The 14,846-nt window shown below is 36.7% G+C and carries 16 protein-coding genes and 2 pseudogenes; 7 read left to right on the top strand and 11 right to left on the bottom strand.

The window, feature by feature from the left end; genetic code table 11:
• Positions 1-250: 250 nt before the first annotated feature.
• Positions 251-1,528, bottom strand: a complete 1,278-nt coding sequence (hisS, locus tag BMI76_RS09625; protein WP_075347355.1) for a histidine--tRNA ligase — start codon at positions 1,526-1,528, stop codon at positions 251-253.
• 348 nt (positions 1,529-1,876) lie between these two features.
• Here hisS and rpmF point away from each other — a divergent pair, with 348 nt between their 5' ends.
• Both rpmF and rpmG read left to right on the top strand, forming a co-directional pair.
• Complete coding sequence (gene rpmF, locus BMI76_RS09630) at positions 1,877-2,059, top strand: 50S ribosomal protein L32 (RefSeq protein ID WP_075347356.1); 183 nt, start codon at positions 1,877-1,879, stop codon at positions 2,057-2,059.
• Between the two features lie 16 nt (positions 2,060-2,075).
• Positions 2,076-2,225, top strand: a complete 150-nt coding sequence (rpmG, locus tag BMI76_RS09635) for a 50S ribosomal protein L33 (RefSeq protein ID WP_002262412.1) — start codon at positions 2,076-2,078, stop codon at positions 2,223-2,225.
• Positions 2,226-2,408: 183 nt separating this feature from the next.
• Here rpmG and BMI76_RS09640 read toward each other — a convergent pair whose 3' ends face one another.
• Positions 2,409-3,329 carry a M48 family metalloprotease gene (locus BMI76_RS09640; RefSeq protein ID WP_075347357.1) on the bottom strand — a complete coding sequence of 307 codons (921 nt, stop codon included), beginning with the start codon at positions 3,327-3,329 and terminating at the stop codon, positions 2,409-2,411.
• A 180-nt stretch (positions 3,330-3,509) separates the two neighbouring features.
• Between BMI76_RS09640 and BMI76_RS10570 the strand changes: the two are divergent.
• Positions 3,510-3,680 (top strand): annotated as a pseudogene (locus tag BMI76_RS10570) (IS3 family transposase); the annotation flags it as partial.
• A gap of 146 nt (positions 3,681-3,826) precedes the next feature.
• Here the strand turns inward: BMI76_RS10570 and BMI76_RS09650 are convergent.
• The 3 genes and pseudogenes from BMI76_RS09650 to BMI76_RS09655 form a co-directional block, all read right to left on the bottom strand.
• Entirely contained in the window at positions 3,827-4,084 is a 258-nt protein-coding gene (locus BMI76_RS09650) for a transcriptional regulator (protein WP_075347393.1), read from the bottom strand.
• A gap of 22 nt (positions 4,085-4,106) precedes the next feature.
• Positions 4,107-4,417: pseudogene (locus tag BMI76_RS10955) on the bottom strand (hypothetical protein).
• A 26-nt stretch (positions 4,418-4,443) separates the two neighbouring features.
• Positions 4,444-5,541 carry a DUF5937 family protein gene (locus BMI76_RS09655; protein WP_075347359.1) on the bottom strand — a complete coding sequence of 366 codons (1,098 nt, stop codon included), beginning with the start codon at positions 5,539-5,541 and terminating at the stop codon, positions 4,444-4,446.
• Positions 5,542-5,632: 91 nt separating this feature from the next.
• Here BMI76_RS09655 and BMI76_RS09660 point away from each other — a divergent pair, with 91 nt between their 5' ends.
• Positions 5,633-6,985, top strand: a complete 1,353-nt coding sequence (locus tag BMI76_RS09660) for an MFS transporter (RefSeq protein ID WP_075347360.1) — start codon at positions 5,633-5,635, stop codon at positions 6,983-6,985.
• Between the two features lie 50 nt (positions 6,986-7,035).
• On the opposite strand, the gene BMI76_RS09665 is transcribed toward BMI76_RS09660, so the two are convergent.
• Together BMI76_RS09665 and BMI76_RS09670 are read right to left on the bottom strand one after the other, a co-directional pair.
• On the bottom strand, positions 7,036-7,368 hold the full coding sequence (locus tag BMI76_RS09665; protein ID WP_075347361.1) for a type II toxin-antitoxin system PemK/MazF family toxin: 333 nt from the start codon (positions 7,366-7,368) through the stop codon (positions 7,036-7,038).
• Positions 7,362-7,607 carry an AbrB/MazE/SpoVT family DNA-binding domain-containing protein gene (locus tag BMI76_RS09670; protein ID WP_003089974.1) on the bottom strand — a complete coding sequence of 82 codons (246 nt, stop codon included), beginning with the start codon at positions 7,605-7,607 and terminating at the stop codon, positions 7,362-7,364. The genes BMI76_RS09665 and BMI76_RS09670 overlap by 7 nt, the downstream gene beginning before the upstream one ends.
• Positions 7,608-7,845: 238 nt before the next feature.
• Here BMI76_RS09670 and BMI76_RS09675 point away from each other — a divergent pair, with 238 nt between their 5' ends.
• Positions 7,846-9,114 carry a site-specific integrase gene (locus BMI76_RS09675; protein WP_075347362.1) on the top strand — a complete coding sequence of 423 codons (1,269 nt, stop codon included), beginning with the start codon at positions 7,846-7,848 and terminating at the stop codon, positions 9,112-9,114.
• 443 nt (positions 9,115-9,557) lie between these two features.
• Here BMI76_RS09675 and BMI76_RS09680 read toward each other — a convergent pair whose 3' ends face one another.
• Both BMI76_RS09680 and BMI76_RS09685 read right to left on the bottom strand, forming a co-directional pair.
• Positions 9,558-10,310: a ChbG/HpnK family deacetylase gene (locus BMI76_RS09680; RefSeq protein ID WP_075347363.1), complete on the bottom strand. Its 753-nt coding sequence runs from the start codon at positions 10,308-10,310 to the stop codon at positions 9,558-9,560.
• Between the two features lie 9 nt (positions 10,311-10,319).
• Complete coding sequence (locus BMI76_RS09685; protein ID WP_075347364.1) at positions 10,320-12,179, bottom strand: glucose PTS transporter subunit IIA; 1,860 nt, start codon at positions 12,177-12,179, stop codon at positions 10,320-10,322.
• Positions 12,180-12,379: 200 nt separating this feature from the next.
• On the opposite strand from BMI76_RS09685, the gene BMI76_RS09690 reads away from it, so the two are divergent.
• On the top strand, positions 12,380-13,231 hold the full coding sequence (locus BMI76_RS09690; protein WP_075347365.1) for an AraC family transcriptional regulator: 852 nt from the start codon (positions 12,380-12,382) through the stop codon (positions 13,229-13,231).
• Positions 13,232-13,274: 43 nt separating this feature from the next.
• On the opposite strand, the gene BMI76_RS09695 is transcribed toward BMI76_RS09690, so the two are convergent.
• Positions 13,275-13,745, bottom strand: a complete 471-nt coding sequence (locus BMI76_RS09695; RefSeq protein WP_075347366.1) for a pyridoxamine 5'-phosphate oxidase family protein — start codon at positions 13,743-13,745, stop codon at positions 13,275-13,277.
• Between the two features lie 9 nt (positions 13,746-13,754).
• Positions 13,755-14,075, bottom strand: coding sequence for a helix-turn-helix domain-containing protein (locus tag BMI76_RS09700; protein ID WP_075347394.1), 321 nt, complete (start codon positions 14,073-14,075; stop codon positions 13,755-13,757).
• Between the two features lie 176 nt (positions 14,076-14,251).
• On the opposite strand from BMI76_RS09700, the gene BMI76_RS09705 reads away from it, so the two are divergent.
• Positions 14,252-14,824 (top strand): NADPH-dependent F420 reductase, encoded by a 573-nt coding sequence (locus BMI76_RS09705; protein ID WP_075347367.1) that lies wholly within the window; start codon positions 14,252-14,254, stop codon positions 14,822-14,824.
• Positions 14,825-14,846: the final 22 nt, after the last annotated feature.

Below are 14,846 nucleotides of genomic sequence, written 5' to 3' on the forward strand. Positions count from 1 at the left end.
ATAAGGATTTAATTGACTCTCCGATTTGTCGTAACTCATAGATTTGAATCTTGCTTTCATAGCTTAATTTCATAAAAATAGCACCCCAATCGTTAGATTTTACGTCTAACTTTTGGGGTGCGGTTCAATAGGAGGAGTTTTTCATTATTTTTAAGAATGGCTGAGCTTCTCTTTAAACATATTTTTGACTGCCGGCACCTACTGACAGGCTTCCGGCAGCGGGTCTGTTTTTGGGACAAGTCTCTTTGCTTTAGTTCAATTGGTCAAAAATAGATGCAAAGTCCGTTTTAATCGCATCAAAGCTGACCGTCAGCTCTTCCCGCGTCCGATTATTTTTAATGGTTACCTGGCCGGTTTCAACTTCACTTTCGCCAAGCGTAATAACCGTTTTCGCCTTAAAAGCATCCGCTGACTTAAACTGAGCCTTAATTTTACGGCCAAGATAATCACGCTCCGCAGCAAAACCTTGTTCACGCAGTGCTTGAACAAGCTCCAATGCTTTAGCATTAACACTGCTTCCAAGAACAGCTACATACACATCTAAGCTGTCATCCAGCGGCAGCTTAATGCCTTGTTTTTCAAGAACCAAAAGCAAACGTTCCAAGCCAAGTCCAAAGCCAAAACCAGCTGTTGCAGGACCGCCAAAATATTCAACCAAGCCATCATAGCGCCCGCCCGCACAGATGGTCAGTTCAGATTTATCAACGGTCGTGATAAATTCAAAAATCGTATGGTTATAGTAATCCAGTCCGCGCACCATGTTGGTATCAATGATATACGGAATCCCAAGCGCTTCAAGCATCTCCCGCACTGCCGCAAAGTGCTCCTGCGATTCCTCATCCAAGTAATCCAGAATGGAAGGAGCATTTTCAACAGCAGCCTTGTCTTCTTTTTCCTTAGAATCCAGCACGCGCAGCGGATTTTCTTCCAAACGGCGCTGAGAATCCTTAGAAAGACTGTCTTTCATCGGTGTCAGATAATCAATCAAGGCCTGCCGATAGGCTTTGCGGCTCTCGCTATTACCCAGACTGTTAAGGTGCAAAACAACATCCTTAATCCCCAGCTCAGCAAACAGCTGATAGGCCATGGCAATGGTTTCCACATCAGTCGCCGGATTACTGGAACCAAAACACTCTACACCAATCTGGTGAAATTCCCGCAGGCGGCCGGCCTGAGGGCGTTCATAGCGAAACATGGAGCCAATATAAAATACTTTCACAGGTTTTTGAACTTCTGGTGCGAACAGCTTATTTTCCACATAAGAGCGCACAACCGGAGCAGTGCCTTCCGGACGAAGGGTGATGTGACGGTCCCCCTTATCGTGGAAATCATACATTTCCTTGGTTACAATATCAGTCGTATCACCAACAGAGCGGCTGATGACTTCATAGTGCTCAAACATCGGTGTCCTAATCTCACCGTAGTGATACTTCTTAAAGGTTTCACGCGCAAAATTCTCCACATACTGCCATCTGGCGGTTTCTTTAGGCAAAATATCCTGCGTTCCCTTAGGTTTTTGAAGTTTCATATTTTATGATACAAAAGGCAGCAAGCCTCAGCCAAAATAGAAAGGCGGCAGAAATCCTGATTTCCCAGACACCTTATCTTTTTCGCCCAGCGCTCAGCCTGTGTTTAAGTCCAACACAAAGGCTTTTTGCCTCTTGTCCTTCCTTTCTATACAGATAAAATTCTTATCTATTTTACCATTTTTTAAGCTATTTTTGGAAGATAGCAGAGCTTTTTTCTAAAAAAACTGTCAAGTAACTTTACTTTACAAAAATCTTTTGATATACTGTTAAAGTTGACGCAAGTCATATTAACCCAAAAAATGAATACGGGCTAAAGAGCCCTTTATATCTTATGGAGGAAAGAAAAAATGGCAGTACCTGCACGTCGCACGTCAAAAGCGAAAAAAAACAAACGCCGCACACATTACAATTTGACAGCTCCAGCTGTGAAATTTGACGAAACTACCGGAGATTACTCACGTTCTCACCGTGTATCCCTCAAAGGATACTACAAAGGACGTAAAATCGCCAAAGCTAAGGCTGCGGAATAATTAGAAGGGAGATACCATGCGCGTAAATATTACACTTGAACACAAAGAATCTGGTGAACGCTTGTACCTTACTTCAAAAAACAAACGCAACACCCCAGACCGTCTGCAATTAAAAAAATACTCACCAAAATTGCGCAAACACGTGATTTTTACGGAAGTAAAATAAGACAACATACAGAAAGCCCTTGAAATTAATGTTTCAAAGGCTTTTTTATTTTGATTTTTGCAAAATAACTGAATTTTAACTGATTAAGATAATCAAGTGATTATTTCAGCAAAAATAACTAAACCGCAAGGTAAAGCTGTTTGTTGTAAGACAAGCCATTCCCCCATTAACTTTTAAAGCAAACTACTTAAAGTTTCTTTGATAAGTTGCTCCAAGATTCTGCAGTCTAGCAATGCGGTCATTTTTTGAGGGATGACTACTAGATAAAGAAGCAAAAAGCCCCTGTGCTCCTGAAGCATCAATAGTATCCAAAAGAATACAAAGATCATTACCATAACCAAGACGGTAAGCAAATTCATCAGCTTCATATTCATTTGCTCTACTGGATTTCATTACAAATAGAATGCCAATCCAAGTCCATAGTTTAGTCAGACTAACTACCACTGCTGTTATTAATAAATGATAAATCGTTGAAATAAGAGCGACAATTGCGCCTTCTTGGCCGCCAGCTAATGATGATATCGTGTGAAAAATAAAATGAAATAAATCAATAGCCAATCTGATGAATATGATTATACCTGAAATAATCATATTCCCAACAGAAACGACAAGGATCAAATCCGTATCTTTATGTGCCAAATGTCCAAATTCGTGTGCAAGAATTGCCTTGATTTGACTTTCTGGAACAGATAATAACCCTTCAGTAATGCAAATCGTTTTGCGACCGGTTGCAAAAGCATTTGGAGCTTCGTCTTCATTCATAAATAGTTGAATATCCTCAGGAATTGAAGTGTCCATAGCTCTTGCCTTAGTGTAGACTTCTTGAAAAAGAGGTTCAATGTAATTACTATATTCAACTCTCTTAATGGGTTTACAACCCGTTTGCAGTCTAAGAATCCATTCTCCTATTGGTGACAAGGCAATGAACATTGATACAGCATACAAGGCTAAAGCCAAAAAGAAAGATTGTATAAAGTTTATTTGACTATCACTAAACATTACTTGGATAATGATAGCAATAATAAACACATTAAGCGCTAAATAGATAAGAACAGGGATATTTGATTTCCGCGACATCCTTTTGATAAAGTTAATTAAATACATTAAAACTTCCTCTCGGACATAATACTACCGTTGAATATTACAATGATTACCCTACTATATTAATAGTAAAGATATTATATCATGTTGAGATTAAAATACAACATTCCCATAAATTTAAAAGCTTTGATATCAGCTACAGCAAATAAAAATACTTTAGAAACTCCATTGAAATCCATTTACTTTGGGAGTTTGAAGACTGAGATGTTTTATGGTTACGAATCCACTTTTAAAACGATTGACCAATTGAAACAAGCTATTTCAAACTACATCGATTACTGCAACAACAAACAAATCAAAACAAAATTAAAAGGACTTAGTCCTGTACAATACAGAATTAAATCCTTTCAATAATATTTCTTGTCCAACTTTTCGGGGTCAGTACAGGGTCGGTACAAAACTAGAGTGTTTTTTATTGATTAAAAATCAAAAAGTAAATTCTTAACACAATATAACACTTCTACAACAAGTAATAAATTCAACTAAAAATTGATAGAGATTTACTTATAAAAATCCGTCATTAGATTATTTAAGTCAGTTTTTAAAACAATCTGTCTATTTTGAGTTAATTGACATTTTCCTTCATGAATTAGTTTTTCTAATATCTTTTCTCCTAATGCTCCGCCAATATGAAATTTTCTTTCAGAAAAATCTAAACATAATTTTATATTAGAATTGGGCTGATAGCCCAGCCATTGCTGCATAGCATTACTTCCTGCTTGAGTTAAAGAGTAGTTAATAGGGGATTCTTGTTTCATTAATTTATTTTGAATAAACCACTCAAATATTGTAACTCCTGCTTTTCCTGCCAAATGGTGTAAACATGTTCGTGCTTGGCCAAGCTTAATTGCTTGAGGACGTCTGGCTAGTTTTTCAATGGCTAGTCTTCCTTGCTTTGTGATGGAGACATTATTATTTAATTTATAATAAACCTGCCCGTAGAAGTTAAATAAGACTATTTCAGGACTAGCTTTTAAAAAAGTAACTTCATTTTTCGACAAAGAATGCCCTAGAATTCTTTCAATCTCAATTTGAGTTAGAAAACGATTAGCTGATAAAACCGAAATAATTTGTGACATTGATATAGTAATTCACCACCTTTTTAATGAGTAAAGCTTCAATTCTTAAAGAATTGGTAAAAGTTTGGCATTAGTTGTGTAACGAGCTGTGTTGGCTCATAAAGGACGAATTTTTTCGCTTTTTTAGTGGTTAGTAATTTTGCTTCCTTTAAAATTTGCAGATGTCTGGACACGCTGGAATTACTCATTAATAAAATTTGAGCCAAAGATTTTGTTGTACTGGGTTTATCAATGACATAATTCATAATTTGTAAGCGGACAGGATCACTTAAAGCTTTAAAAATAGTAATCAAATTTTCCGGTGTGGCGTTATAGTAACTTGACTGCTCAGTAATATCATAAGTAATGGCAAGCCCTCGGTCGAAAGTTTCAACAAAGAGGTGAGGCCAAATAAAATAACTTGGTAATAACATGATAGTGTCACTGTCCTTTAGCTGGATTTCTTGATCAAACGGCTTAATAATGACCAGCTCATCCTCTTTCCAATGGATGCGGTCAACCTGTAAATGATTAAACATTTCGATTAAACCGTTTCTTCTTAAAAAAGAAGATTGCTTCTGAATTTCATCTAGCAGTTTCTGCTGAATGGCTTTCTCTTTCCAAGTATTATCAAATATTTCTCGTCTATACCAATCGATAAAGGAGAAAAGTCGTTGGTAGACATCAGAAGCATCCTTTTTTAAATCCTTAAGCAGCTGCTTATCGTTACTCAATGAGAAATCCTTCCACTCCAGTCCTTTTGCTAATGTCGGAATGAAGGAATTTTCTCGGTCACTGGTTACTTTTTCCAAATGCTCAATTAGCTGAGCAGCAGGCAAGTCACTAAGAAATTTCTTTAGATTTTGTATCTCTTCTTCAATCGTTGTTGCATGATAGCGAAAATCGCAAAGCAAGATAGGAGAAACACCGAGTTCATAAAAGAGTTGAAAATAGTGAAGGTTCTCATAGAAATCGTCTGTCAATCTGTCTTGTATCTCAATGACCCAATCAATATTTGTACCATGGTGACGGGGATTTAATAAGACATGTAAACTTCTAAACAATTCATTGAGCGGAGAATAGACAAATTGTATTCTTTGCGTCAATGTTTCGTCTGTTTTCCGAGCATAATTACTAAATTGAACTGTAATAGCCAAATGTTATCCCTCCAAACGATTCGATATTTCTAGGAATGATTGATTATTGGTTGTTTTCATTGTATCATAAACAGCGTTGAAGGAGGTAAATATGAACAGAAGTTTACAAGATTCATTGATAACAGTTATTGCAGGTATGGGGATGCTGCTTTCCACTTTAGACACGGGCATCATCAATGTCGCCCTATCTTTTCTGACGGGAGAATTCCAAACGACAACTAACATTGCATCGTTTACAATAACCGGCTATACTTTAGCATTAGCTAGCTCTATCCTGCCTTTAGGGGTATTAAGCGATAAATTTGGAAAGTTAAAGATTTCCTACTTAGGATTTGTACTTTTTGGACTGAGTTCACTATTTTGTGGGTTTGCTAATAGTGTAGAATGGCTTATTATCGGACGGATTATTCAAGGAATAGGAGCGGCGGCCTTGCAAGCTACTTCAGCAGCTCTGATTACTACTTTAGTCTCTGAAGAAAGCCAAAACAGCTCTATCAGCATTTTAGGCGTTATGATTGGCTTAGGGCCTGTCCTTGGCCCGTCTTTAGGAGGTATATTACTTTCTTTAAATCTCTGGCGCTTTATCTTTTGGCTAAATGTTCCTTTTGCAATCCTCGCAATAATATGCAATCACTACCTTCTTAACAAGGTCTCCGAAGAGACTAGTAAACGGACATTAGATACTCTTGGAACAGTAGTCAATGCTACCGCACTAGTTTGCCTTTTATTAGGATTGTCTTTGTTAAGTAAATCTAATCTGTTAGTAGTTAGTCTTATCTTAATCATATCCGGCCTGTTCCTCGGAATCATCTTTTACCATGTGGAATTTAGGAATAAACAGGCACTTGTTGATGTTGAGGGATTAAAAAACAACCCACAAGTAATCTCCTATTTTTTTCAAACGGTCGCCTTTGGTTTTGCTTCTGCAATGATATTTTTACTGCCTCCCTTTATTTTTGAACAGTTATATCATTTAGGAGTGGGGCAGACTGGCTTTCTTGTGCTAGGCGCACCAGCAGGATTAGTAATCTTTTCAAGATTATCAGGGAAGTACAATGACGGCAGCAAAAATAAAGCCTTTAGCCATTTAGGTCTCGGAATTATTATTGTTTCTTTGCTTTTCCTCCTATTTCTCACTCCTAACTGGCCTTATTTCTTCTTAACTTTAGGATTGTTTATTTATGGTATTGGCGGAGGATACTTTCAGCCTGCCAATATTGCTAGTATTATGCAAGCTAGTCCTATGGAGATGCAAGGCAGCACGGGAGCTTTACAGCGAATGGTACAAAATGTTGCCATTTCAGCTGGTTCAGCAGTTGGATCAACCTGTTTAAATCTTTGGTCAAACAATCTATTATTAGCCACTCGGATTGGATGGGGAATTACATTAGTACTAGTTATTATGAGTTTAAAGAACATAATTTTTTCAAAACACAATAATTGACTATAAAAAAGATTTCAGTGACTACTTACTGAAATCTTTTTTATATATAATTACCCCTTTTCAAACAATACTTTCACACGAGCTAACAAGCTACTCAATAACCCATCTGAAACATTTTCGATATACCGATAGTCTCTAGCATTGAAATCTATCGTCACCAACTGGTCGAGTAAAACTTTACCTGTTGTTTCGGTATCTTTCAGAAGAACATAAAAGGGGTAATCTCTTTTGGTATTGCTGATAGGGGCAAAAATAGCAATGTTAGAATACTTCGTAACAACGCTATGGCTTAAGCAAATATAAGGACGATAGCCTTTTTGTTCATGACCTTGTTTAGGGTCAAGGTTAATTTTAATAATAGTCCCTTGCTTGATACTTACCATTGCTCATTACCAACACTTTCAAAAATGAATGGCGTTACAGAAACTGGCTCACCCTGATAATCTTTGAAAAGATCATCAACTGTTAATTCTGGGACTGTCGTTGCCTTTTTAAGAATAATCTTGTTCCCTGACACTTCATAATCAAGAATATCGTTGGTATGTAATTGTAGTTGCTGTACTAATTGTTTTGGAAGACGTATAGCTGAACTGTTCCCCCATTTATTAACTGTTAGTTGCATAATGCCACCTCCTCTTTTTAAGCATTATATCACAAAAGTATCATTTTGTATATACTTTGAATTATATCAACTCTTTTTATCTAATAGGTCTTGAGTATTCACGATGTATTGCGCTTTTTGGTACAAATCTTCAATTTCTAACTCACTAAGAAATAAGCTAAAATAGACTTATCCTATAAAAGGAGGAAAAGTCTATTTTTTAGCCTAATTCGTGATTATCCGGTACGAAGGAGGCAAAATGAAAACAGAAACAATTAAACGCAACAATAAAAATATTATCAAGAAAACCAAGAAAAATGGTGATATTAGCTACTCTCTTAAAGGGGCTTATCTGGGAATAGATGAAAAAACGGGTAAGCAAGTCACAACAACAATTACTGCTAAAACTTTGAAAGCTTTGGACAGGAGACTTATACAAGCAAAGTTAGATTTTGAGGCTAAGGGGTCTACCAAAAAGAAGAAATTGGAAATTGACCGTTTTAGTGACCTTGTTGAAATCTGGTATAGTAGTTTTCAAACATGGGTAACATCACAAAACACTCTAAATCGAGTAAGAGGGTATATTGACACTTACATTCTCCCTAAATTTGGCGATTATAAACCAGATAAAATTGAATCTGCTGAAATTCAACTCTGGGTAAATGAATTAGCTCAAAAAGCGCAGAAATCTGTTAACAATGGAAATCGACGAGCTCCTAAAGGAAGTGCTAAAGATTTTGGAGCTATTATCCATAAAGTTAGTGATATTTTTGATTTTGGGGTAACGAATTTTGGCTTGACCTCAAATCCTGCTAAAACAGTTAAAATCCCACCAAAACCAAAAGCGCAAAAGAAGCTCGTTATGGTACTTCATGATAAAGAATTAGCAATATGGCTGGCATATTTAGATACCTTACCTAACACAAGAGCAAATAGATGCTTTAAAATCATTTGTGACACCCTATTAGCCTCTGCTCTTCGTATCAATGAGCTATTAGCCTTGACTACTAAAGATTTGGATTTTGCAACGCATGAAATTATTGTGTCAAAAACGCTTATGTGGAAACAGGCAAATAGAAAATTGGGAATCAAAGGTCAAGTTGTTTGTAAAAATACTCCTAAAACTGACTCTGGGTATAGGAGAGTTCCTGTGCCACCTATCATTTTGACACATTTAATTGATTTTCATAATGAAATGGATACTTATTTTGAAAAGCATCAGTTACCAACAACTGATTTAATCTTTCCTACAATATACGGAAACTATATGTGTGATAGAAATGAAAGAACAACTTTAAAAAGAAGACTTTCAGAATTAGGTTTACCTGATTATGGCTTTCATCTTTTTAGACATACCCACGCCTCACTTATGCTTAATGTAGGAACTAACTGGAAAGAGTTACAAGTTAGAAGAATGGGACATAAATCTATTACCACTACAATGAATTTATATGCAGAATTAGCACCTGAAAAGAAATTTGAATCAGTTGATCATTATCTTGATAAAATATCTAAACTTACAAGCTAATTTCATCTCTACTTTTTTCTCTTCCTTTTCTAAAAAGAAAAATCAGATGATTTATAAACCTTGATTTAATGATGTTTATAAGAGGCTAAATTTAGATTACTTCAGCCTTACTGAAGTTAAGTAGGCATTCACTACACGTCAGTTGAGACGAAAAAACTTGATTTTATGCGATTTTTGAAAGATAAATTTTCAGTAGATTGCAATAAAAATCAGCCGAATGACTACATTTCTAGTGAAATAAATTTAAGAAATTCGAAGATATAAAAAGAGAGGCTCTAGCAATGCTAAGGCTTCTTTTTCACTTTTTTGTCAATGAGTTCTTTCAAGGCAGGGAAGTCCTTTTCCTCAACTGTTGTTTCAACTAAATACATAATACTATTGTCAATCATTTTAATTTCCCCTTCTTATTTGCCAAGGGTCACATAATAATCTGTAGCTATTGCTTATAAATCTCGATAATCAAGCAAAGTTACATCTTTATGGTGTAGATAGTTTTTTAAATCAGTATCAATCAGAACCGTTACTTCTTTAGTACGCGGCACTGTTAAACTCGAATGTGTCAAGATATAATCATCCAGATAACCTGGATGAAAAATCGCTAATTGAACCACTTTATCATCAGCTTTTTCAACCATCCGTTTGATCATATCAAATGGATTATAGTTGGGTAACATAGATTCCATATTAAACTGAACCAAGCTGTCACCTATTTGTAAATCTCTGTTTCCTACGGGAAAACCCGAATATTTTAGATTGTATTTGTCTGCCACATATTCCAGCCCCTTGAAAAAATTGGTTGATGCAACAGCATGACCTTCAAAATAATCCGGCTGACACCCGAACAAATCAATAAATTTGTGATACTGCGCTTCAATTTCTAAAACAACTTCATCAAAAACCACAAAATCTTCTTGGCTAGAACGATAAACCTTAGATGATTTGAAATAACCATTCTCATCCACCAAACTCTGAATTAGACTAGGATCTGTTAAAGGTTTTTCAGCACAAATGTTAGTATGAACACCAAGTGCAATATCATAATCCTTAATCAAATCAACACCATGCTGAGTTGCAGGCATATTAACCATGACCCCAAGACTGCGAATAAGCCCATCTTTAATAGACTTTTCAATCCCATAATTAATTGACTCAGAGTAGCCAAGGTCATCTGCACGTAATAAAAGTTTTTTAACCATATCGCTCCTTTACTTCACTAGTTCCATTAAGAAATCGTTTTGAGCTACGTCTGTTTCAATTGTCAGAGAAGTTTCCGAAAAGTCATTGGCATTTGTTACAATGATTGGAGTTACTGCTGACAGACCTGCTTCCGAAATAACCTTCATGTCAAAATTAATCAAAACTTGACCAGCTTTAACTTTATCACCAACTATGACATGTGTCGTAAATCCTTGACCATTCAGAGTAACTGTATCCATACCAATATGAATGAGAATCTCAGCACCCGTTACTGTTTTCAATCCAATTGCATGCCCTGTTGGAAAAAGCAAAGTTACTTCTGCATCTGCTGGTGCAATAACCTGTCCTTTCGATGGCTTAATGGCAATACCTTGCCCCATAGCACCCGACGCAAATACCTCATCTTTTACCTCATTCAATGGAATGACTGTCCCAGAAAGAGGACTATTGATAACTATTGAATCCACATTCCCAGAGATCACTGTCACTTCCTTTTCAAACCCAAAGAAATAGGTCAAAAGAGCTGTGCCGAAAAAAGCAATGACCGTGGCAATGAATCCATTGATGATATTGTTCGTTCCGCCCGCAAAGTAACCAACTACACTGAGAAAGTTAGATGCACCGGCAACATAAAGACCAACCTGAGTTAGGCCTGCATACACACCTGCTAAGCCACCACCGATTGCTAGTGTCACAATCGTCCGTTTGTATTTGAGCATGACTCCGTAAATTGTTGGTTCTGTCACCCCTCCTACAATACCACTAACAACATATCCAAAGGTCAGTGCTTTTTCTTCTTTATCCTTGATACGCAAAGCTGCACCGAAAGCTAAACCAAAGGTTGCCCAAGTTGCAAGAACGGCTGCTACCATGACAAAATTATCAACACCATTTGTCATTAATCCTGTCAATGCAAAGGTAATCAACACCATATGCATACCTGTCATGACAAGTAATTCCCACAGCGCAGCGACAACTGCAACGGCTAGGAAGCCGCCAACATTTCCAAAAGCAATCAGCCCATCACCAATCCATGTTCCTAAAATGTTTCCAATAGGAGCAAGCAGAGTTAAGATAAGTGGTGTCATCACTAACATCGTTAAAAAGGGCACAAAAATCGTTGATAATACAGCTGGAATAATTTTCTTAAATCCTCTTTCAACATAGGACATAATCCAAACACTCAATACTGCTGGGATTACAGTCTGAGAGTAATTATGAATAGTCGTTGGAATAAAACCGTAAATCATAAATGCTTTGCCATCTAACTGAATTAACTCCGGAACTACTAGCAAAGCCCCAATATAAAGCCCCATGACCTGATTGACTCCCAATTTCTTAGCTGCTGTAAAGCCCAGAAAAATCGGAAGAAAGTAGAAAAAAGCACTGTATAAAAATCCACACAAGAGATACAAGTCACTCTTTGAACTGACAATGTTGAGCAGGTCTGGTCCAACTACTACTTGGATAGTTTTAAACATTGCTGCTGTAATCATAGCTGGTATGAGGGGGGTCATACTTCCCGAAAGATAGTCTAACACTTTTGTAAAAGCCATTTTAAATGTTAATTTTTCTTTTGCTTTTTCTGAACTATTGGTCGTTTCAGTAACAGTAAAACCAGCAAGCTCTGTAAATGCGGCAAAAATCTTATCCACTGTTTGTCCGATAATGATTTGGTATTGTCCTGACTGTTTGTTCACACCAATAACACCATCAATAGCCTTAATCTTTTCGTCGTTAGCTAAATTTTCGTCTTTCAAATTAAAACGTAATCGGGTCATACAATGAGTCACATTTGTAATATTAGTAGACCCACCAATCCCATTCAGTATTTGTTGAGCGATTGCTTTAAAATCTTGATTCCCCATAATCAAACTCCTCTTTATTTCTTGATTATAGTATATTGCAATTTTTGCAGGATTTCTATTCCAATTATTTGCTGACATTTTTTTGTTAGCCTTTTCAAAAGCTTTTATTAAAAGCTTTTATAAAATAAAAGCTCTAACACCTTGTTTCAAATCTTGCTTTTAATCGAAAAGAAGACTATACTTAGCGTGAGGAGGGTACTATGTTTACTTATAATTTTCATCAAAATTTTCCAATATCTGTCCCAGGAAATCCCTATATAACCAATATCCATTACATTCAAGCCAAAAATGAGCTGAATTGGTCATTTAAGATGCATACTCACAAAGATAGTGTAGAAATCTCCTATATTTTATCTGGAAAATGCGGTCTCTATATTGATGGCAAAGTATACGAAGCCAAAGCTGGCGATTTTGTCATCAAAAATCAAGGGGTTCCTCATGCTGAGAAAAATAATCTCGCTTATCCCGTGGAACAAATTTGTATCAATATTAGCGGTTTACAAATTGAAGGAATGCCAGCTAATAACTTATTAAGTTCTGAAACATCCCCTGTCATCACTTCTGAAAAACACCAAGAACTCTTGAGCCTTCTTTTTAGAAAGATATTAAATGAGGTCATGGGTAATAATGGCGTTAATGAAGAACTTGCTAACGTACTTATGTGTTCTGCTCTTCAGATTATTCTTTATGAAACCAAAGACTTTCGTATAAAATCCATTAATAAACATGAAAATATTATAAAAGAAATAAAAAATTACATTGATCAGCATTTTAAGGAAAACTTATCTTTAGATCTGCTCTCCACAGCCTTTCATATTAGCATCTATCATTTATCAAGACAATTTAAAAAATACATTGGCTACACCGTCAATAACTATATTGTGAGCTGTAGATTAGGTGAAGCACAGAAAAGATTATTATTCAGCAGCGAAGCAATCGCTGATATTGCAAAGAGCTGCGGCTATTCCAATCTCTCCTATTTTTACACTGTTTTTCGCAAAAAAGTTGGTTATACACCATCTGAATACAGACAACAATACCAAACACACTAAAAAGACTTTGAGGGATGATGTCCGTAACCTTCAAAGTCTTTTTTTAGTAATCATATTTATTTGGCAGCTCATAATGCTTAGTTGGTAATTCGGGTGAAAAAGAAGCAAATTCTGCCCATGCTTCAGTCAGATAGTAAGCAACGACAAAATCACGACGCTTGTCAAATTGTGATGTGAGAACCGGACTAGCCTCAAAACAACGATTGATAATCTCTTTGTCAGTGGTAAAGTTTACCCTTCCACCTAAGCGCAGATAGGTCATGGTCTCTTGGTCACAGATACACAACTGCACATAAGGGTGCACCAGCATTTCCTTGTAAGAGGTATAAAACGTGACCGTATCAAAATAAAGAACACCATCCTTTTCAAACTTAAACTCCAAGGGACGAATCTGCGGATGCCCATCCAACCCTAATGTTGTCCCGTATTGTAAAGGAAACCGCTGAAAAATTCGGGTCACTACTTCTAAAGCATTGTCAAAATCAAGCGATTGAAAAAATGATAAATGTGACAATTTCTTACCTCAGCTAATTCTCTCGTTATACCAATTTCCCCAATCAGACATGCTGTCAATAATAGGTTTCAAGGTCCAACCTAGATCAGTCAAAGAGTATTCTACCCGAGGAGGCACTTCTGCATAGACTTTACGATTCACCAAGCCATTGGCTTCCATTTGTCTCAACTGCTGAGTCAGAACTTTTTGACTAATCGGCGCCAGAGATTTTTTCAATTCACCAAAACGCATAGTTCTCTTAAAAAGATCGCGCAAAATTAACACAATCCATTTATTGCCGACTAAAGATAAGGTTGTCTCTACCGGACAAACTGGTTGATTTTCAGTCATCATAAAATCCTCCAAAAAAATTATTATCGTCAATAAGCTATTTAAGACATTTGGTACCCAAAAGTAACTAGAAAACTTTAAAGTGCGTACTTGCCGATAAGATTTCTTAGGTTTATTATAATGGTGTAACTTGAAAAAAACAAGTTATAAATTTCAGTTTTAAAGGAGTTTTTATTATGGCTGCTATTTCTATTTTCGGTAAAGGTAACATGGCTCAGGCTCTCAAAGCACGTTATGAGGAAGCGGGCAACACCGTTTCATTGATTGGCCATGAGACAGATGCTAACCTCGGCGACATCGTCATTCTGGCTGTTCCATATCCTGCGGTTGCAGAAATCACTAAGAACTATGCCGATGCTTTGGCAGGTAAAATTCTTGTTGACATCACAAATCCACTTGATTTTTCAACATTTGATAGTCTTGTTGTCCCTGCTGATGGTTCCGCAGCTGCTGAGATTGCTAAAGAATTGCCAAATACAAAAGTCTTGAAAGCTTTTAATACAACATTTGCAGCGCATTTGGCAACTAAAAAAGTAGCGGATACCGTTGATACAACAGTTCTAGTTGCCGGTGATGATGCCGATGCTAAAGCAACTTTCACCGCTGCACTCGAAGGTTCTGGTTTGCGTATCATTGATGCTGGCAGTTTGAAACGTGCCCGTGAATTGGAAGCAACCGGCTTCCTCCAACTTACTTTTGCAGTGTCTGAAAAAGTGTCTTGGACAGGCGGCTTTGCTATTCTTGACTAATACCGTTATTCAGACTCATACT

Source organism: Streptococcus sp. 'caviae', from assembly GCF_001937065.1.
Taxonomy (GTDB): Bacteria; Bacillota; Bacilli; order Lactobacillales; family Streptococcaceae; genus Streptococcus.